General features: G+C 64.1%; 20 protein-coding genes. 9 read left to right on the forward strand and 11 right to left on the reverse strand.

Going from position 1 to position 17453, the window contains the following annotated elements; genetic code table 11:
* Window positions 1-197: 197 nt before the first annotated feature.
* From L630_RS0104895 to rimM, 5 genes are all read right to left on the reverse strand, one after another.
* Window positions 198-719, reverse strand: coding sequence for an MgtC/SapB family protein (locus tag L630_RS0104895; RefSeq protein WP_024847162.1), 522 nt, complete (start codon window positions 717-719; stop codon window positions 198-200).
* Window positions 720-856: 137 nt separating this feature from the next.
* Window positions 857-1348 carry a 50S ribosomal protein L19 gene (gene rplS, locus L630_RS0104900; protein WP_024847163.1) on the reverse strand — a complete coding sequence of 164 codons (492 nt, stop codon included), beginning with the start codon at window positions 1346-1348 and terminating at the stop codon, window positions 857-859.
* 169 nt (window positions 1349-1517) lie between these two features.
* Window positions 1518-1871, reverse strand: a complete 354-nt coding sequence (locus L630_RS0104905) for a DUF4260 domain-containing protein (protein WP_024847164.1) — start codon at window positions 1869-1871, stop codon at window positions 1518-1520.
* Window positions 1868-2563 carry a tRNA (guanosine(37)-N1)-methyltransferase TrmD gene (trmD, locus tag L630_RS0104910; protein ID WP_024847165.1) on the reverse strand — a complete coding sequence of 232 codons (696 nt, stop codon included), beginning with the start codon at window positions 2561-2563 and terminating at the stop codon, window positions 1868-1870. Before trmD ends, L630_RS0104905 begins: the two co-directional genes overlap by 4 nt.
* Window positions 2560-3108 (reverse strand): ribosome maturation factor RimM, encoded by a 549-nt coding sequence (rimM, locus tag L630_RS0104915; RefSeq protein ID WP_024847166.1) that lies wholly within the window; start codon window positions 3106-3108, stop codon window positions 2560-2562. Before rimM ends, trmD begins: the two co-directional genes overlap by 4 nt.
* Before the next feature lie 98 nt (window positions 3109-3206).
* On the opposite strand from rimM, the gene L630_RS0104920 reads away from it, so the two are divergent.
* From L630_RS0104920 to L630_RS0104930, 3 genes are read left to right on the forward strand one after another with little or no spacing between them, the layout of a single operon-like run.
* Window positions 3207-4145, forward strand: coding sequence for a tyrosine recombinase XerC (locus L630_RS0104920; RefSeq protein WP_024847167.1), 939 nt, complete (start codon window positions 3207-3209; stop codon window positions 4143-4145).
* 55 nt (window positions 4146-4200) lie between these two features.
* Entirely contained in the window at window positions 4201-4635 is a 435-nt protein-coding gene (locus tag L630_RS0104925) for a DUF1801 domain-containing protein (protein ID WP_024847168.1), read from the forward strand.
* Entirely contained in the window at window positions 4632-5918 is a 1287-nt protein-coding gene (locus tag L630_RS0104930) for a TraB/GumN family protein (RefSeq protein ID WP_245263655.1), read from the forward strand. The genes L630_RS0104925 and L630_RS0104930 overlap by 4 nt, the downstream gene beginning before the upstream one ends.
* Window positions 5919-5967: 49 nt before the next feature.
* Here the strand turns inward: L630_RS0104930 and L630_RS0104935 are convergent, their stop codons facing one another.
* The 6 genes from L630_RS0104935 to L630_RS0104955 form a co-directional block, all read right to left on the reverse strand.
* Window positions 5968-6219: a GlsB/YeaQ/YmgE family stress response membrane protein gene (locus tag L630_RS0104935; RefSeq protein WP_024847170.1), complete on the reverse strand. Its 252-nt coding sequence runs from the start codon at window positions 6217-6219 to the stop codon at window positions 5968-5970.
* Window positions 6220-6335: 116 nt separating this feature from the next.
* Window positions 6336-7370: an aspartate-semialdehyde dehydrogenase gene (locus tag L630_RS0104940; RefSeq protein WP_024847171.1), complete on the reverse strand. Its 1035-nt coding sequence runs from the start codon at window positions 7368-7370 to the stop codon at window positions 6336-6338.
* Between the two features lie 169 nt (window positions 7371-7539).
* Window positions 7540-7668: a hypothetical protein gene (locus L630_RS23540; protein WP_256366561.1), complete on the reverse strand. Its 129-nt coding sequence runs from the start codon at window positions 7666-7668 to the stop codon at window positions 7540-7542.
* An 84-nt stretch (window positions 7669-7752) separates the two neighbouring features.
* A complete protein-coding gene (locus tag L630_RS0104945) occupies window positions 7753-8178 on the reverse strand; it encodes an OsmC family protein (RefSeq protein ID WP_024847172.1) in 426 nt (141 codons plus the stop codon).
* Window positions 8179-8247: 69 nt separating this feature from the next.
* The gene (locus L630_RS0104950) at window positions 8248-8706 is read right to left on the reverse strand and encodes a YbaK/EbsC family protein (RefSeq protein ID WP_024847173.1); all 459 of its coding nucleotides are present in this window, start codon (window positions 8704-8706) and stop codon (window positions 8248-8250) included.
* Between the two features lie 40 nt (window positions 8707-8746).
* Window positions 8747-9991 carry a ubiquinone biosynthesis hydroxylase gene (locus L630_RS0104955; RefSeq protein WP_024847174.1) on the reverse strand — a complete coding sequence of 415 codons (1245 nt, stop codon included), beginning with the start codon at window positions 9989-9991 and terminating at the stop codon, window positions 8747-8749.
* A 116-nt stretch (window positions 9992-10107) separates the two neighbouring features.
* On the opposite strand from L630_RS0104955, the gene tesB reads away from it, so the two are divergent.
* The 6 genes from tesB to L630_RS0104985 all read left to right on the forward strand — a co-directional run bounded on the left by tesB (window position 10108) and on the right by L630_RS0104985 (window position 17440).
* Window positions 10108-10983, forward strand: coding sequence for an acyl-CoA thioesterase II (gene tesB / locus L630_RS0104960; protein ID WP_024847175.1), 876 nt, complete (start codon window positions 10108-10110; stop codon window positions 10981-10983).
* A 216-nt stretch (window positions 10984-11199) separates the two neighbouring features.
* Window positions 11200-11538, forward strand: a complete 339-nt coding sequence (locus L630_RS0104965; RefSeq protein WP_024847176.1) for a P-II family nitrogen regulator — start codon at window positions 11200-11202, stop codon at window positions 11536-11538.
* Between the two features lie 31 nt (window positions 11539-11569).
* The gene (locus L630_RS0104970) at window positions 11570-12916 is read left to right on the forward strand and encodes an ammonium transporter (RefSeq protein ID WP_024847177.1); all 1347 of its coding nucleotides are present in this window, start codon (window positions 11570-11572) and stop codon (window positions 12914-12916) included.
* Window positions 12917-13107: 191 nt separating this feature from the next.
* The gene (locus L630_RS0104975; RefSeq protein WP_024847178.1) at window positions 13108-15753 is read left to right on the forward strand and encodes a DNA translocase FtsK; all 2646 of its coding nucleotides are present in this window, start codon (window positions 13108-13110) and stop codon (window positions 15751-15753) included.
* A gap of 111 nt (window positions 15754-15864) precedes the next feature.
* The gene (locus tag L630_RS0104980; RefSeq protein WP_051473097.1) at window positions 15865-16515 is read left to right on the forward strand and encodes an outer membrane lipoprotein carrier protein LolA; all 651 of its coding nucleotides are present in this window, start codon (window positions 15865-15867) and stop codon (window positions 16513-16515) included.
* Between the two features lie 121 nt (window positions 16516-16636).
* On the forward strand, window positions 16637-17440 hold the full coding sequence (locus tag L630_RS0104985; RefSeq protein WP_024847180.1) for an exodeoxyribonuclease III: 804 nt from the start codon (window positions 16637-16639) through the stop codon (window positions 17438-17440).
* The last annotated feature ends 13 nt before the right edge of the window (window positions 17441-17453 follow it).

A 17453-nucleotide genomic window follows, 5' to 3' on the forward strand; every position in this document is an offset into this window, starting at 1 on the left:
GGAAGAGGCCGGGTGTGGCCGGAAAAAAAGCAAATACGCTCAGGCTAGGGCGCCAAGTAGCGCGGCGGAAATGCGGGCATAGAAACGCGCCGGCAGGCGCTTCACGTCCTGCAGCACAAAATGCTTGTAGCCCGGATGTCCGAAAAGTTCTTCCATGGGGAGCCTAATACCAGCGTTTGGCATCCCCGACAATGAGTTCAATTGGCGCGATCGGCCCGATCGCTCTGATGTGACGAAGAGGGACGTTCCGGAGAGATCATCTTCTCGAACGGATGCAGCAATCCCAGCACGATCACGGCCAGAACCGTGACGAATGACGCGACCTGCCAGAAACCGAGGCCGGCTGCCAGCCCCACTGATCCCGCGAGCCAGAGGCCGGCGCCGGTGGTGAGGCCTTTCACCTGGCCGCGCGCGACAATGATCGTTCCGGCAGCTAGGAACGCAACACCTGCTGTGACCGCCTCGATGAGCCGCAGCGGGTCCTGACGCGCGCCGTCGTCTTCGAACTGCGGCGAGTGGACGATCTCAATGCCGATGATGGTGAAGGAAGCCGCCGCGAGCGCGACGAGGATGTGGGTGCGGAGACCGGCCGGGTGGTTGCGCCACTCGCGCTCGAAGCCGATGACGGCGCCCAGCAGGGTTGCAATGGCAAGCCTCGCGGCGATGACGGTGAAGGGCAGCCAGGTCGCGTGACCGATATCGTCCAGAATGTCCTGCATATGCTCCCCTCAGCAGCAAGAGCGGCGGGGAGGAAACGCGGTGGCTGTTGGGCGGTTCCGCAGGAAGAAGATGAAGGCCTTGCCACAAACCAAAATGGCGGCCGAAGCCGCCATTTCTGACCCTTGCGGGGAAATTCTTATTCGCCGGCAGCCTCAGCAGCGGCCTTCTCGGCAGCCAGAGCCTCGGCAGCAGCGATCTTCTCAGCCTCGATGCGGGCGCGCTCGGCCTGCAGCGCCTCACGCTCAGCCTCGTTCAGCTTGCGAGCACGGGTGCCGGTGTTCTCGACGATACGAGCCGACTTACCGCGACGGTCGCGCAGGTAGTAGAGCTTGGCGCGGCGGACCTTACCGCGGCGAACGACTTCGACGCCCTCGACCAGCGGCGAGTAGACCGGGAACACGCGCTCGACGCCTTCGCCGTATGAGATCTTGCGGACGGTGAAGTTCTCCTGGAAGCCCGAACCCGAACGCGCGATGCAAACGCCTTCGTAGGCCTGGACGCGGGTACGCGAACCTTCGGTCACGCGAACCAGAACGCGGACGGTGTCGCCCGGCTGGAATTCCGGAAGCTTACGCTTGGCTTCGATCTTGGCGGCCTGTTCGGCCTCGAGCTGACGAATGATGTCCATCGTCCTGATCCTTCATTCTTCTCAAACAGCCAGAGCGCTCGACACTTGCCACATCAGTCTTTGCCGTGTGGCTATGCCCTAGGGCAGGAGCGGTGCACCATTCTTTGGTTGGCGGAAGTCCGGCACTTACCCGGAACTGCGGCGGCGATACACAATTTCGGTGGAAAGATCAACTGCCGCCGATGCGGCCAAGATGCGTATCCTTGAAACCAGTTTCGTATTTGAGGCCGTAGCCCTGCGCGCGGTCGAACGCGATGTGCGCCGCCCAGATGATCGCGACCGAATAGCCGAGCTGCCAGTCGATGAGCCAGCTTGCGCCGGCGAGCAGCACCACGCCGATCCAGCTATGCATTGCGTTGTAGACGACGGCGCCGATGCGCGCGCCGGCGAGATAGGCGGCAAAGCTCAGGTCAGGCGCGAAGAAGAGGATGGCGAAAAGCCACCAGCTCGCACCCGACTGCGCGTAGAGCGCGACGAACAGCACCAGCAGCGCCAGCTGCTCCAGGCGAAGCACAATTTTCACTTGATGTCCTTGTCGGCAAGAAGATCGGGACGGCGCTCGCGCGTGAGCTTCAGCGCCTGTTCGCGCCGCCATGCGGCGATCCTGGCGTGGTTGCCCGAGGTAAGCACTTCCGGGATCGGCATGTCCTCGAAGACCTGCGGGCGGGTGTAGTGCGGGTGCTCCAGCATTCCGCTCTCATGGCTCTCTTCGTCGCCCGAGGCTTCGTTGCCCATGACGCCGGGCAGGAGGCGGACGATCGCATCAAGAACAATGTGCGCAGCCGGCTCGCCGCCTGAAAGGATGTAGTCGCCGATCGAGACTTCCTCGAGCTGGCGAGCGTCGATGACGCGCTGATCGACGCCCTCGAAGCGGCCACAGACGATGACGACGCCAGGTCCCGCCGCCAGTTCGCGCACGCGCGCCTGGTTGAGCGGCTTGCCACGTGGGCTCATCAGCAGCCTTGGGCGCGGATCATCGGCAGGGGCGGCCGCGTCAATGGCGCGGGCCATGACATCGGCACGCATCACCATGCCGGCGCCGCCGCCGGCCGGCGTGTCATCGACCGAGCGGTGCTTGTCGATGGCGAAGTCACGGATCTGCACCGTCTGCAGCGACCAGGTGCCGGCTTCGAGCGCGCGGCCCGCAAGCGACATGCCAAGCGCGCCGGGGAACATTTCTGGATAAAGGGTGAGGACCGTTGCCGCGAAGGTCATTCCGCCTCGCCTTCCTCTTCATCCTCGTCATCGACGAGGCCCGCAGCAACGCTGTCGATGCGGATGTAGCCGCCGGACACGGACACTTCCGGGATCGCGGCGAGCGTGAAGGGGATCATCACCGAACGGCGGCCGGACAAGTTCGCCTCGAGGATGTCGCCGCCGCCAAAGTTCTGGATCGCGATGACCTTGCCGATCTTCGCCCCGGTCTCGTCGCGGATTTCGAGGCCTATCAGGTCGGCGTGGAAGAATTCTTCCTCGTCGAGCTCCTCGTCTGGCAGCACGGAGCGGTCGACATAGAGGGCAACGCCGTTAACCGCCTCGGCCTGTTCGCGGGTCGTCACTTCCTTGAAGCGGACGACGACGATGTTTTTCGCCGGGCGGATCGCTGCGACGGTAAATGTGCGGCCGTCTTCGGAGGTGAGGGGGCCATAGTCCCCCAGCGCCAGCGGATCGGCAGTAAAGGTTTTCACCCGCAGTTCGCCCTTCACGCCGTGGGGGGCGCCGATGACGGCCATCTGGACCGGTTTGTCGAGTTTCTTCATCAGGCGTCTCTACCTTTGCGCTCGGCCGGTTTCAACGCCGGCCGGTGTTTCGCGTGCTCTTCATTTCCCGCTAACCATGCGTGCTGCAAGATCAGGCCATGGAGAATTTTCTGATTCCTGCAAAGCCGGACCTGCAGCAGGCACGCCTGGAGTGGCTGAACGCGCTTGCCTCCGAGCGGCGGTTGTCTCCGCTCACCGTCGAAGCCTATGAGCGCGACACGCGCCAGTTCCTGCAGTTCCTGACCGGATATCATGGCGATGCGCCGGGGATCAGCGACATTGCTGCGCTCAAGCCCGCGGACCTGCGCGCCTTCCTGGCTCAACGGCGCAATGACGGGGCAGGGGCCCGCTCGCTCGGAAGGGGCCTCGCCGGCATCCGCTCGTTCCTGCGCTTTCTCGAACGCAAGGGACTGGCCAATGCGGCTGGCGCAAACGCGATGCGCGCGCCGAAGCAGCCGAAGTCGCTGCCAAAGCCGCTCACGGCAGCCGATGCGAAGAAGGTGGTCAACGCCGGCGAACAGCTTGCCGAGGAGCCGTGGATCGCGGCGCGCAACGCTGCGGTGCTGACGCTGCTCTACGGCTGCGGCTTGCGCATTTCCGAGGCGCTGGGGCTTGCGGGAGACGAACTGAAGGACGAGACGCAGTCGGTGCTGCGCATCACCGGCAAAGGCGGCAAGACGCGGCTGGTGCCGGTGCTGCCTGCCGCGATCCGCGCCGTCAGCGAATATCGAAAACTCTGTCCCTACGATCTTGACGGCGACGCACCGCTGTTTCGCGGGGCGAGGGGAGGGCCGCTGCAGCCGGCGATCATCCAGCGCGAGATGCAGAAGCTGCGCTCGGCGCTCAACCTGCGGGACACGGCGACCCCGCATGCGCTGCGCCATTCCTTCGCGACGCATCTGCTGGCCAAGGGCGGCGACCTGCGCACGATCCAGGAACTGCTCGGCCACGCGAGCCTGTCGACCACGCAGGTCTATACCGGCGTCGATACCGCGCGCCTGCTCGACATCTACGACGCCGCGCACCCGCGCGCCTGAACTCGCCGTATTGTCGCCGCGCTTGCCTGTTGCCCTTGCGGCAGGAGGACAGCGCATGAACGACGAGAAATGGCAAAAGCCGGCCGGACCGCCGGTGCTGCTTTCCGGTGGCAACCCGCAGATCCCGAAAGGCCACGGCAGCGAACCGGTCCAGGCCTATATCGAGGCGATGCCTGGCTGGAAGCAGGCTGTCGGGCGCAGGCTCGACGAGATCATCGCCTGCACTGTGCCCGATGTCGTCAAGGCGGTGAAATGGAACTCGCCCTTCTACGGGATGGAGAAGGATATCTGGTTCCTCAATTTTCATTGCCTCAACAAGTACATCAAGGTCGCGTTCTTCCGCGGCACTTCGCTCGATCCGGTCCCTCCCGTGGGCTCGAAGCATCCTGAAGTGCGCTACCTGCACATCATCGAGGACCAGCAAATCGACGAGAAGCAGTTCGCCGACTGGGTGGCGCAGGCCGCGAAGCTTCCCGGCGAGAAGATGTGAGCCAGCGCTTAACGGTTTTTCACCTTTCGCGACCCTATCTTCGGGCGATGACACGCGCGCGCACCATTGCCGACAGGATAGCCGACCGGCTTCTGCTGCTGATCGGCTCACTTCACCTCTTCTTTCTTGCTCTCTTCTACTTCGCGCTGCTGTTTGCAGCGGCGCAGGCGCAGGCCGAGGAGGCCGACAGCTGCCGCGGCGAGAACATGCTTGCCGCGATGGAGCGGGACAACCCGGCGCAGCTGAAGGAAATCCGGAAGGAGGCAGCCGCGGTCGAGAATGGCGGCGCGCTGCTCTGGCGCATCGGGAAAGAAGGCGTCGAGCCCTCTTATCTCTTCGGCACCATGCATCTTTCCGACCCGCGAGTAACGCAGTTGCCGCCGGCGGCGGAAGCTGCCTATGAGGCGGCAAAAATCGTCGTGATCGAGACGACCGACGTCCTCGACCAGTCGAAAATGACGGCGGCGATGGCGCAGAAGCCGGAGTTGATGATGTTCACCGACGGCACGACGCTGTTCTCGCTGCTTTCGGACGAGGAGCGCACCGCGGTCGAGGAAGCGTTGAAGGCGCGCAAGATCCCGCCGGCGAGCGTTGCGAAGATGAAGCCGTGGATGCTCGCGACGATGGTGGCGACGCCCGCTTGCGAGCTTGCCCGCAAAAGGGCCGGCGCCCCGGTGCTGGATGCCAAGCTCGCGCAGGACGCGATAGCCGCCGGCAAGGAAGTGGGTGGACTGGAATCGGCGATCGACCAACTCGAGGCGATGGCGTCGCTGCCGATGGACTTTCACATGCGCGGCCTTGTCGAGACGCTGGAGCTCGGCGACCGCATCAATGATGTCCTCGAGACGATGGTGCAGCTCTATCTCAACGGCGAAACCTCCGCCTTCTGGCCGTTCTTTCGCGTGGCGCTCCCCGAGCAGAGCGGGCCCGAGGGCGGCTTTGCCGATTTCGAGGAGCGGCTGATCCGCGCGCGCAACCACACCATGGCCGAGAATGCCAGGAACTTCATCGACCGCGGAGCGGCGTTCATTGCGGTGGGCGCGATGCACCTGCCGGGCGAGGACGGCGTCGTCGCACTGCTGCGCGAGGCGGGCTATGCGGTCGAGAAGGTGGAACCAGCGCCGCTCGTCGGCGGCGACAGCGACGAGCATGGCTGCAAGGGATCGGCCGGCTATGCCTGGTGCGCGAAGACCGGCCAGTGCGAGCGGCCGTGGGAACTTGCCCAGTCGCAGGGGTTCGAGAACTCAGCCGAAGGTTTTCGCGCTTTCTGCGAAGGCGAATAAAAAAGGCCGGAGAAGCGTCCGGCCTTTGATTGTCAAAACAGGGTCGTCGTCACCTTCGTACCGCTCGCGCCAGCGCAATGAGTATGCAGGCGCCAATGAAGCCGGCGATCAGGTAGCCGAGCCAGCCGCCAAAGCTGACGCCGAGCAGTCCGAAGAGGAAGCTCGCGACAGCTGCGCCGATAATGCCGAGAACGATGTTCATGAAGATGCCGGTGTCGGACTTCATGAAACTCGAGGCGATCCATCCTGCGAGGCCGCCAATGATGATGGCTGCAATCCAGCCAATTCCTGCGTCGTCCATGATCCTCTCCTTCACTCCCTCACAATTTGAAGGCTCGCGTGCAATGCACGAGTAAGTAGAAGGTTCCGCGCAGGACGATGCGCGGGGCGTATCACCCCGCGCATACGATGAGAAAATTAGGCCGCCTGCTTCTTCGGCGTGATCAGGCCGCGTGCGATCAGCAGCTCGGCGATCTGGACAGCGTTGAGGGCAGCGCCCTTGCGCAGGTTGTCCGAGACGACCCACATGTTGAGGCCGTTCTCGATCGTCGAGTCCTCGCGAATGCGCGAGATGTAGGTGGCGTCGTCACCGGCCGCCTCGACCGGGGTGATGTAGCCGCCATCCTCGCGCTTGTCGATGACCAGGCAGCCCGGCGCCTCACGCAGGATCTCGCGGGCCTCGTCAGCCGTGATCGGGTTCTCGAACTCGATGTTGACGGCTTCTGAGTGACCGATGAAGACCGGCACGCGCACGGCGGTGCAGGTGACCTTGATCTTCGGGTCAAGCATCTTCTTGGTCTCGGCCGTCACCTTCCACTCTTCCTTGGTCGAGCCGTCTTCCATGAAGACGTCGATGTGCGGAATAACGTTGAAAGCGATGCGCTTGGTGAACTTCTTGCGCTCGACCGGATCGGCGACGAAGACCGCGCGGGTCTGCGTGAACAGCTCGTCCATGCCTTCCTTGCCAGCGCCCGAAACCGACTGGTAGGTCGAAACGACAACGCGCTTGATGTTGGCTTTCTCGTGCAGCGGCTTGAGCGCGACGACGAGCTGCGCGGTGGAGCAGTTCGGGTTGGCGATGATATTCTTCTTGGTAAAGCCGTCGACAGCGTCCGGGTTCACTTCAGGCACAATCAGCGGAACATCCTGGTCATAGCGCCAGGCCGACGAGTTATCGATGACAACGCAGCCCTGCGCGCCGATCTTCGGGGCGTATTCCTTGGAGACGTTGCCGCCAGCCGACATCAGGCAGATGTCGGTGTCGGAGAAGTCGTAGGTTGCGAGATCCTTGACCTTCAGGGTCTTGTCGCCATACGACACCTCGGTGCCGACCGAGCGGCGCGAAGCCAGCGCGATGACTTCATCTGCCGGAAAACCGCGCTCTTCGAGGATGTTGAGCATTTCGCGCCCGACATTGCCCGTGGCGCCGGCGACTGCAATCTTGAAACCCATTCCCGTGCTCCTTTTCAGAGCATGAAGCCCGATGCCCAAGGTGCGGCTTGCATGCCCAATCTCTCCGCTTGCTGCGTCTGGAGAGGAATCCCGGCCATCGGATCCCGCCTCCCGACTCTTCACCCCCTTGGCCGGACCCGGGGAGAGAACGAGCGGGCCAAAAGGAGAGTCAGACCGTTTTTGCGGTCGTTTTGGCCGTAGTTTTGGTGGAACGCGCACGAACCGGAGCTTCGCCGGAAACGGAAGAAATCCCGCCGGGGAAGTAAAGCGCCAGATATGCCGAAAGAATGCCGCGCATCGCGTTGGTTCCAGTTCCGCGGGTGCCTATGGCGCATTTTGGCTCCATAGTCAACGTGATGCGCGGGTGCCTCATATCCGAAGGTCAGGCGAGACGTGCGTTCAGCGTGACTTCGATCGCCCCCAAAGCCTTGGAAACCGGGCAACCTTCCTTGGCCTTGTTGGCGAGCTCGGTGAACTTCCCCTGGTCGATCCCCGGCACGGTGCCGACAAGATCGATGGCGCTGCGGGTGATGCCGGTGCCGGGGATGAGCGTGACGGTTGCTTTCGCCTCAAGCTTCTCGGCCGGCGTGCCGTTCTCGGCGAGGAAGTGCGACAGCTGCATGGCAAAGCAGCCGGCATGTGCCGCCGCGATCAGCTCTTCCGGGTTGGTGCCGGTCTCGCCCCGCTCGTCCTCGAAGCGGGCCTTGAACGAATACGGCTTCTGCGACAGGGCTCCGCTCTGGGTGTCGATCGTGCCGGAGCCTTCCTTGAGATTGCCCTGCCAGACGGCCGTTGCGTGTCTGTCCATTCCATACCTCCCATCAGGTTGCGGGGCACAGCGCCCGTGGCAACAAGATAGGGGATGGCGGCGCGGCGTCTACTGGCAGACGTCAACCCATTGCGCGCCGGTGAGCTCCACGATGCGCTCGGGCGCGATGCGCACGGCCGAGTTGGTGGCGCCGGCGGCAGGGACGACGATGTCGAACTGCTTCAGCGAGACGTCGCAATAGACGGGCAGCGGCTGTGGCAGGCCAAACGGGCACACGCCGCCGATCGGATGGCTGGTGAGCTCAACCACCTCTTCCCCGGCCAGCATGCGAGGCTTGGCGGAAAAGGCGTCCTTGAACTTGCGGTTGTCGAGGCGGGCGGTGCCCTTGGCGACCACCAGCATCACTTGCTCGCCCGCGCGCAGACAGATCGTCTTGGCGATCTGGTCGGGCTCTACGCCATGCGCCTCGGCGGCAAGTTCCACGGTGGCGGAGCTTTTTTCGGTGACGATGACTTCGACGTCCGGGGCCTTCTCGGCAAAAAACGCGCGTACGGAATCAAGGCTCATGTGTTGCACCTGAGATCGAAATGAAAAGTGGAAGGAAGGTCTAGATCTGCTCTCCGCGAAGCAGGCGCGGAGCCTGTTCAGACAGGCCGGAGGCCTGCCTGATGAAGAAGTTCTTCAGCTTGGGCAGGCGATCTACGATACCGAGGCCGAAATCGCGCGCGGCGCGGAGCGGCCCGAAATCGTTAGAGAACAGGCGGTTCAGGATGTCGGTGGTCGCGCCCATCTGGAAGGTATCGAAGCGGCGCCAGAGCTGGTAGCGCTCCAGCACGTCGATCGCGCCGATGTCCTGGCCGAGACGATCCGCCTCGACGATCACTTCGGCAAGGGCTGCTGCATCGCGGAAGCCGAGATTGAGGCCCTGGCCGGCAATCGGATGGATGCCGTGTGCGGCATCGCCGGCGAGCGCAAAGCGCGGCTTGACGAAGTCGCGGGCGAGCGTCAGCCCGAACGGGAAGGAACGCGGCTTATCGAGGATGCGGATCTCGCCGAGCTTGTAGCCAAAGCGGGTTTCTAGCTCGGCCTCGAAAACAATCTCGTCTTCCTCAACAAGGCGCTGGGCAGCTTCCGTCCGTTCGTTCCAGACGATCGACGAGCGGTGGCGGCCCTGCTCGTCGTCCGCGAGCGGCAGGATCGCGAATGGACCTGCCGGGAGAAAATGCTCCTCGGCGCGGCCGCCATGCGGGCGCTCGTGCGCGACGGTGCAGACAATGCCGGACTGGCCGTATTCCCAGTGCACGGTGCGGATGCCAGCCATCTCACGCAGGCGCGAGCGCACGCCGTCGGCGGCGACCAGAAGCCTGGTCGAGACAGTGCGGCCGTCGCTGAGATTGACCAGCGTCTCGGCAGGCTTCGTCTCAAAACCTTCGACGCCGACGCCGTCGATCATGGTGATGCCGAGCTCATCCGCGCGCCGGCGCAGCGATGCGGCGAGATCACGGTTGAAGATCATGTAGGCAAAGGGTTCGCCCGGCTCGACCTCGCCGTCGAAGGTAAGGAAGACCGGACGGACCGGATCGGCGGCGCGCGAGTCGGTGATGATCATCTCCGTCATCGCGTGCGCCTTCGGCTCGATCTCCTGCCAGCAGCCAATCGCGTCGAGCATGCGCACGGCAGCAGCGGCGACGGCGACCGAGCGGCCATCCTTCTGCCAGACCCCGGCGGGGGCGGCATCGACGACGGCAATCGCCATGCTCGGGCGGGCCTGCGCGACGGCTGTCGCTATTGCGAGGCCCACATAGCCCGCACCTGCGACGATCATGTCGAAACGGTCCGCGTGTTCTGCCATCGCCCGATTTCCTTCTCCTTGCCTGCAGCCTGGCCCTGCTGCCGACCCTGCGAACTTGACTTGCCCCTCCCATCTAGCAGAAACCCGAGAGGTTTCGCACAGCGGGAATGGCCGTAATGACGCAGTCCTTTGACGAACTCCTGGACATACTCAACCTCGAGCAGCTGGAACACAACCTCTATCGTGGTCGCAGTCCGCAGGTGGGCTGGCAGCGCGTCTTCGGCGGTCAGGTGATCAGCCAGTCGCTGGTCGCGGCGCAGCGCACGGTGGCAGAGGACCGTTTTGTCCACTCGCTGCACTGCTATTTCATGCGCGCGGGTGACCCGTCCTTGCCGATCGTCTACCAGGTCGACCGGCTGCGCGACGGCGGCTCCTTCTCGACCCGCCGGGTAACGGCGATCCAGCACGGCCATGCGATCTTCTCGCTCGAGTGCTCGTTCCACCTCGAGGAGAAGGGCTTTGAGCACCAGATGCCGATGCCGCTCGACGTGCCGCAGCCGGAGGATCTGCGCTCCTATTTTGAGCTGCTTGAGGAAAGCGGCCATGCCATCCCAGAGGCTGTGCGCAAATTTTGGGCACGTGAGCGACCGCTCGAAATCCGGCCGGTCAATGTTGAGCACTACACCAGCAACAAGAAGCTCGAACCGCGCCAGAACGTATGGATGCGGGTCACGGGCGAAGTGCCGGACAACCGCCAGCTGCAATCGGCAATTCTCGCCTATTTGTCGGACATGACGCTGATCGACACGGCAACCTATCCGCACGGCCGCACCGGTTTTGACCCCGCAATCCAGATGGCGAGCCTCGACCATGCTATGTGGTTCCACCGGCCGCACAAGCTGGATGACTGGGTGCTCTATACGCAGGATAGCCCCAATGCGATCGGCTCGCGCGGCCTTGCCCGCGGCTTTCTCTACAGTCGTGATGGGCGCCTGATCGCTTCGACGGCACAGGAAGGGCTGATCCGCGTCCGCGATATGCACAAAAAATAGGCAAAACCGGCTTTTTGCATATTTTGGCGTCTGTGAACGTGGCGGGAAAGTGGCGGCTTTCGGGCCGCCATTTGTTTTTTGCCCACAAATTCAGCGTGTTACCGGTATCATCCGAATTGGCACGCGTCTTGATTCACCCTTTGCACCTCCCGGTTGCCGCCGCAGCCGGAGAAGTACGGCAACGCGGGGACCCGCATTCAGCAAAGGGTGAACTTGATGAAAATCGTGATGGCCATCATCAAGCCGTTCAAGCTCGACGAGGTGCGCGAAGCGCTCACCGCTGTCGGGATCCAGGGCCTGACTGTGACCGAAGTGAAGGGTTACGGTCGACAGAAGGGACACACAGAAATCTATCGCGGTGCCGAGTACGCCGTGTCGTTCCTCCCGAAGATCAAGATCGAAGTCGCCGTCGCCAGCGAGCTGGTCGACAAGGCCGTCGAGGCGATCTCTGGCGCGGCGAAGACCGGCCAGATCGGCGACGGCAAGATCTTTGTCTACGGCATCGACCAGGCAGTCCGCATCCGCACCGGCGAAACCGACACCGACGCGCTCTGAGCGGCACGTTCATCCCATGGAGATTGCAAATATGAAGATTGCAAACCTTTTCTCGCTCGGCCGCGCGGCCCTCGGCGCTTCCGCGCTGAGCGCTGTTTCGGCCCTGCCTGCCTGGGCCCAGGAGGCCGCGGCGGAAGCTGCTGAAGCAGCACCGGCATCGGCGATCGACTCGGGCGACACCGCCTGGATGCTCGTCTCGACCCTTCTGGTCCTGTTCATGATCCTGCCGGGCGTCGCGCTGTTCTACGGCGGCCTCGTCCGTGCCAAGAACATGCTGTCGGTCCTGATGCAGACCACCATGATCACCGCCGCAGTGATCGTCGTCTACGTCCTATGGGGCTACTCCTTCGCCTTCGGCGGCAGCGAGAGCGCCTATTTCGGCGGCTTCGGCAAGCTGTTCCTCGCCGGCATCACGCCGGACACTGAATCCGGCACCATTCCGGAGCTGGTGTTCGTCTGCTTCCAGATGACCTTCGCCTGCATCACCTCCGCGCTCATCATCGGCGGCTTCGCCGAGCGCGTGAAGTTCGGCGCGGTGATCCTGTTCGTCGTGCTCTGGGTCTCGATCGTCTACTTCCCGATCGCCCACATGGCCTGGGACGCCAACGGCCTGTTCTTTGGCTGGGACACCATGGACTTCGCTGGCGGCACGGTCGTTCACATCAATGCCGGTATCGCTGCCCTCGTCGGCGCAATCCTGATCGGCAAGCGTGACGGCTACGGCCGTGACAACATGGCTCCGCACAACCTGCCGCTGACCCTGACCGGCGCTGCGGTCCTGTGGGTGGGCTGGTTCGGCTTCAACGCCGGTTCGGCTCTGTCGGCTGGCGGTGGCGCAGGTCTCGCCATGATCAACACCTTCACCGCAACCGCCGGCGCCGTCATTGCCTGGTCGCTGGTTGAGAAGCTCGCTCGCGGCAAGTCCTCGCTGCTCGGTGGCGCTTCGGGTGTGGTCGCCGGTCTCGTCGCCGTCACCCCCGCCGCCGGCTTCGTTGGCCCGGTCGGCGCGATTGTCCTCGGTGCTCTTGGCAGCGTCGTCGCCTACTACTTCGTCGCCGTCGTGAAGCACAAGCTCGGCTACGACGACTCGCTCGACGTCTTCGGCATCCACGGCGTTGCCGGTATCGTTGGCGCTATCGGCACCGCTGTCTTCGCCTCGCCGAGCCTCGGTGGCGTCGGCTACGCCGACGGCATGTCGATGGGAAGCCAGATCTGGACCCAGATCGTTGCAGTCGTGATTACGATCGTCTGGTGCGGTGTCGTCTCCGCGATCCTCTACAAGGTCGTCGACGCGATCATCGGCCTGCGCCCGACCCGTGAAGAAGAGACCCTCGGTCTCGACCTCGCGTCGCACGGCGAAGTCGCCTACCACTCGTAAGACAAAGACTGGCCCCAAAAGAGGGCCGGCAAGAGGGGAACACGAAGGGAGCCTGGAGCAATCCGGGCTCCTTTTTCATTGGGCGTCGCCTTCGCCTGTCATGGTTAAAGCCGTCTTAACCATCGCCTTCGTAGGTTTGGCGCGAATCCGTGCGCCCTTCGGCGCCAGACCAGACGATACGGGGATCTCACATGCGTTCGAGTGCGGCCGCGCAAATGGCGATCGACGACGGGTATGGCCTCAGGGGCTTTCTCCGCCGGATGGTGACGCGCGCTTCGGGGCTCGGGGCGTTCATGATGGTCGCCTTCTGCCTGGCGGCGCTGGGGACCTGGAACGTGGCGGACCCGAGCTTCAGCCACGCCACCGACAATCCGATCCAGAACGCGATGGGCTATCCCGGCGCGGTGATCTCGGACATCCTGATGCAGTTCTTCGGGCTTGCGAGCGTCGCGGCGCTGTTGCCGGGTGTCGCCTGGGGCATCTGGCTTGCCTCCGCGCGCCAGGTGCGGCGCATTCCTGTGCGGCTTGCCGCCTGGCTCGCCGGTGCCGCGCTTGCCGCCGGCATGATCGGCTGCGTCGAGGCCCCGCCCACCTGGCCGCTGCCGTCCGGCCTCGGCGGCGTGATCGGCGACCTCGTGCTCGCAATCCCATCCCGCCTCGCCGGTGGTTATCCCAGCGGTGCTGCCGCGATCGTTACTGCATCCGTTCTCTCGCTGCCGACGCTGTGGCTGTTCGCCTTCGCCTGCGCGATCCTTGGCCGCCGCGTTGAGGAGGAGGCTCCTGCTTCTGCCAAGGCTGCACCTCGCAAAGTCGTGGTGCGCCGCGAGGAAGAGGAGATGGAGGTTTATGACGACGAGGAGGACGAAGGCGGCCGCATCCTTGCAGCCTTTGGCGCCGTCACCCACTGGTGGCTGTCGTCCAAGGCGTTCGTCCGCCGCAAGCTGCATCTCGGCGCGCTGCCGCTGCCGCGCCGCGCGCATGACGACGACGATGATGATTTCGACCTGCCGCGCGTTCCGGCCGCCCGCCGTGGCGCGCGCGTCGAGCCGGGTTTCGAGACACCGCGCCCGCGAGACTTTGATGAGCCGCCGTTCGACCTCGACGATGATCGCGGCAGCCGCTCCCAGGTTGATTTTGACGACGAGGATGATGATGACTTTGATGACGACGTCATCATCCGGCCGACTCCGGCCGGTGCGCCGGCGCAGGTCCGCCACTACCGATCCGACGCCGCAACCCGCGTCGACATGCCGGCGCCGCGTCCGCAGCCAAGCCCGCGTGCCCAGCGCGAAGCAAGGGTTGGCCCGGGTGGCTCGCATTCCTTCGAGCTGCCGTCGCTGAATTTCCTGTCGGAGACGCGCAACGTCGCTCGCGATCCCTCACTCTCGCACGACGCATTGGAGCAGAACGCCCGCGTGCTCGAGGGCGTCCTCGAAGACTTCGGCGTCAAGGGCGAGATCATTCACGTGCGCCCCGGTCCGGTCGTTACGCTCTACGAGCTCGAGCCCGCGCCCGGCATCAAGTCCTCACGCGTGATCGGCCTTGCCGACGACATTGCCCGTTCGATGAGCGCGATTGCCTGCCGCGTCGCTGTCGTGCCCGGCCGCAACGCAATCGGCATCGAGCTGCCGAATGCCCGCCGCGAGACGGTGTATCTGCGCGAGCTGCTCGCCAGCCGCGAGTTCGAGCAGGCGAAGGCCAAGCTGGCGCTGGCGCTCGGCAAGACCATTGGCGGCGAGGCGGTGATCGCCGACATCACCAAGATGCCGCACCTGCTGGTCGCCGGTACCACCGGCTCGGGCAAGTCGGTAGCGATCAACACCATGATCCTGTCGCTCGTCTACCGGATGCGGCCGGAAGAGTGCCGCCTGATCATGATCGACCCCAAGATGCTGGAGCTCTCGGTCTACGACGGTATTCCGCACCTGCTGACCCCGGTCGTCACCGATCCGAAGAAGGCGGTGGTCGCGCTCAAGTGGACCGTTCGCGAGATGGAAGAGCGCTACCGCAAGATGTCGAAGGTGGGCGTCCGCAACATCGACAGCTTCAACCAGCGCGTCAGCCAGGCACAGCAGAGCGGCGAGCAGATCACTCGCACGGTGCAGACCGGCTTCGACCGGCAGACCGGCGAAGCAATCTACGAGACCGAGCACCTCGACCTCGAGCCGATGCCGTACATCGTCGTCATCATCGACGAGATGGCCGACCTGATGATGGTGGCGGGCAAGGACATCGAGGGCGCGGTGCAGCGCCTCGCCCAAATGGCACGCGCGGCCGGCATCCACGTCATCATGGCGACGCAGCGACCGTCCGTGGACGTCATCACCGGTACCATCAAGGCAAACTTCCCGACCCGCATCTCCTTCCAGGTCACGTCGAAGATCGACAGCCGCACCATTCTTGGCGAGATGGGCGCCGAGCAGCTTCTCGGCATGGGCGACATGCTCTACATGGCCGGCGGCGGCCGCATCCAGCGCGTCCACGGCCCGTTCGTCTCGGACGAGGAGGTCGAAAAGGTGGTGGCCCACCTCAAGCGCCAGGGCGTGCCGCAATATCTCGACGCCATCACAGAGGACGATGACGACGACGGCGATAGCGGCGGCAAGGGCGGCGGTGGCGGCAGCTTCGAGGATTCGGACGACCCGTACGACCAGGCAGTGGCGATCGTGCTGCGTGACGGCAAAGCCTCGACTTCTTATATCCAGCGCAGGCTCGGCATCGGCTACAACCGCGCGGCCTCGATCATCGAGCGGATGGAGCAGGAAGGCATCGTTGGCCCCGCCAACCACGCCGGCAAGCGCGAGATCCTGGTGCCGACGGAAGAAGACAAGTTCTGAGGCCGGAAACCTTTGCCGCGGCCTGCCGTTGAAGAAGCGGCAAGCCGCATTTCGGCCCAACTGGCGGCCTAGTCGAAATTCAGAACGAGAAGACGGAAGGCAACGATCCACATGGCGAACAAGCTGATCTCTCGACGCGCTTTCATCGGTAATGCTGCGCTGGGCATCGGCCTGCTCGCAGCCGGTCAGTTCACTGGCCCGCTGCTTTCCGAGGCACACGCCCAAGGTGCGCAAACCGCGCAGCGGATCGCCGATCACTTCTCCTCCGTGAAGACGATGATGGGCGAGTTCGTCCAGTTCGGCCCCAAAGGCGAACAGACCGGCGGCAAGTTCTACATCGAGCGTCCGGGCAAGGTCCGCTTCGACTATGAGGCGCCGGCAACCTTCCGTGTCACGGCAGACGGCCGCAACGTGCTCCTGCAGAACACCAAGCTGAAGACGATGGACGCGTATCCGCTGTCGCAGACGCCGCTGAAGCTGCTGCTCGACAACAAGATCGATCTGTCAGGTGGCCGCGTGCGGGCGGTGAAGGAAGAGGCGGACCTGACGACGATCCAGCTCGCCGACCGCAACGCCTTCGGCAACGCGACGATCACGATGATGTTCGACCCGTCGAGCTACGAGTTGCGCCAGTGGACCATCACCGACGCGCAGGGCAAGGAAACGACGGTGATGATTTTCAACGTCGAGCAGGGCATGCAGTTCGACCCGTCGGTGTTCCGCATCGATTACGCCGCGATCGACGCCTCTCACGCACGGTAATCGCGCTTTTTCCGGGCTTTCCTGTGGTCAGGGCACGCATGCGTCTGCGTGCCGGGGTTGTCTTCGCGCGCCGCGGCTGGCAGTTTCCGCCCGTCCTGCCGCCTGAACTCCGGATCATCCGATGTCTTTCTCCATTGCCACCTGGAACATCAACTCCGTCCGCCTGCGCATGCCGCTGGTCGAGAAGTTCCTGGCGGAGTACCAGCCTGACGTGCTGTGCCTGCAGGAGACCAAGTGCCCGGACGACCTGTTCCCGTCGAAGGCGTTCCGCAAGGCAGGCTACGAGCACATCGCGATCAGCGGCCAGAAGGGCTACCACGGCGTCGCCACTGTGGCGCGGCGGCCTGTCGAGGTGGTTGACCGCCGCCGCTTCTGCGACATCGACGACTGCCGCCACCTGTCGATTCACGTCGAGGCCGGGGATCGAAAGATCCTGCTGCACAATTTCTACGTCCCGGCCGGCGGCGATGAGCCTGATCCGGAGATCAATCCGAAATTCCGCCACAAGCTCGACTTCGTCGCCGAGATGCACGACGTGACGGCGGTTTCGGGCGAGAATTATTCCTCCGTGTTGGTCGGCGACCTCAACATCGCGCCGCTGGAGCACGACGTGTGGTCGCATAAGCAGCTCCTCAACGTCGTCAGCCACACGCCGATCGAGACCACCAGCTTCGAGGCGATGCGCGAGGCAGGCGGCTGGGTCGACCTGATGCGTCAGGTCGTACCGCCAACCGAGAAGCTCTACACTTGGTGGAGCTACCGCTCGCGCGACTGGGTTGCTTCCAACCGCGGCCGCCGTCTCGACCACATCTGGTCGTCGGCCGACCTGTCGCCGCGCCTCGCCGGCATCGACATCATCACCGAGGCGCGCGGATGGGATCGCCCCTCCGACCACGTGCCGGTGATCGCGCGCTTCGACCTCTAGGCGGAGCGGTCAG

Origin of the sequence: Aminobacter sp. J41 (assembly GCF_000526635.1) — a bacterium.
In the GTDB taxonomy this organism is placed as follows: domain Bacteria; phylum Pseudomonadota; class Alphaproteobacteria; order Rhizobiales; family Rhizobiaceae; genus Aerobium.

Bases quoted from the DNA above. Each gene is read 5' to 3' on its own strand.
- L630_RS0104895 (WP_024847162.1), bottom strand. From the start codon at position 719: ATGCAGGACATTCTGGACGATATCGGTCACGCGACCTGGCTGCCCTTC.
- rplS (WP_024847163.1), bottom strand. From the start codon at position 1,348: ATGGACATCATTCGTCAGCTCGAGGCCGAACAGGCCGCCAAGATCGAA.
- trmD (WP_024847165.1), bottom strand. From the start codon at position 2,563: ATGACCTTCGCGGCAACGGTCCTCACCCTTTATCCAGAAATGTTCCCC.
- rimM (WP_024847166.1), bottom strand. From the start codon at position 3,108: ATGAAGAAACTCGACAAACCGGTCCAGATGGCCGTCATCGGCGCCCCC.
- L630_RS0104920 (WP_024847167.1), top strand. From the start codon at position 3,207: ATGGAGAATTTTCTGATTCCTGCAAAGCCGGACCTGCAGCAGGCACGC.
- L630_RS0104925 (WP_024847168.1), top strand. From the start codon at position 4,201: ATGAACGACGAGAAATGGCAAAAGCCGGCCGGACCGCCGGTGCTGCTT.
- L630_RS0104935 (WP_024847170.1), bottom strand. From the start codon at position 6,219: ATGGACGACGCAGGAATTGGCTGGATTGCAGCCATCATCATTGGCGGC.
- L630_RS0104940 (WP_024847171.1), bottom strand. From the start codon at position 7,370: ATGGGTTTCAAGATTGCAGTCGCCGGCGCCACGGGCAATGTCGGGCGC.
- L630_RS23540 (WP_256366561.1), bottom strand. From the start codon at position 7,668: ATGCGCGGCATTCTTTCGGCATATCTGGCGCTTTACTTCCCCGGCGGG.
- L630_RS0104945 (WP_024847172.1), bottom strand. From the start codon at position 8,178: ATGGACAGACACGCAACGGCCGTCTGGCAGGGCAATCTCAAGGAAGGC.
- L630_RS0104950 (WP_024847173.1), bottom strand. From the start codon at position 8,706: ATGAGCCTTGATTCCGTACGCGCGTTTTTTGCCGAGAAGGCCCCGGAC.
- L630_RS0104955 (WP_024847174.1), bottom strand. From the start codon at position 9,991: ATGGCAGAACACGCGGACCGTTTCGACATGATCGTCGCAGGTGCGGGC.
- tesB (WP_024847175.1), top strand. From the start codon at position 10,108: ATGACGCAGTCCTTTGACGAACTCCTGGACATACTCAACCTCGAGCAG.
- L630_RS0104965 (WP_024847176.1), top strand. From the start codon at position 11,200: ATGAAAATCGTGATGGCCATCATCAAGCCGTTCAAGCTCGACGAGGTG.
- L630_RS0104970 (WP_024847177.1), top strand. From the start codon at position 11,570: ATGAAGATTGCAAACCTTTTCTCGCTCGGCCGCGCGGCCCTCGGCGCT.
- L630_RS0104975 (WP_024847178.1), top strand. From the start codon at position 13,108: ATGCGTTCGAGTGCGGCCGCGCAAATGGCGATCGACGACGGGTATGGC.
- L630_RS0104980 (WP_051473097.1), top strand. From the start codon at position 15,865: ATGGCGAACAAGCTGATCTCTCGACGCGCTTTCATCGGTAATGCTGCG.
- L630_RS0104985 (WP_024847180.1), top strand. From the start codon at position 16,637: ATGTCTTTCTCCATTGCCACCTGGAACATCAACTCCGTCCGCCTGCGC.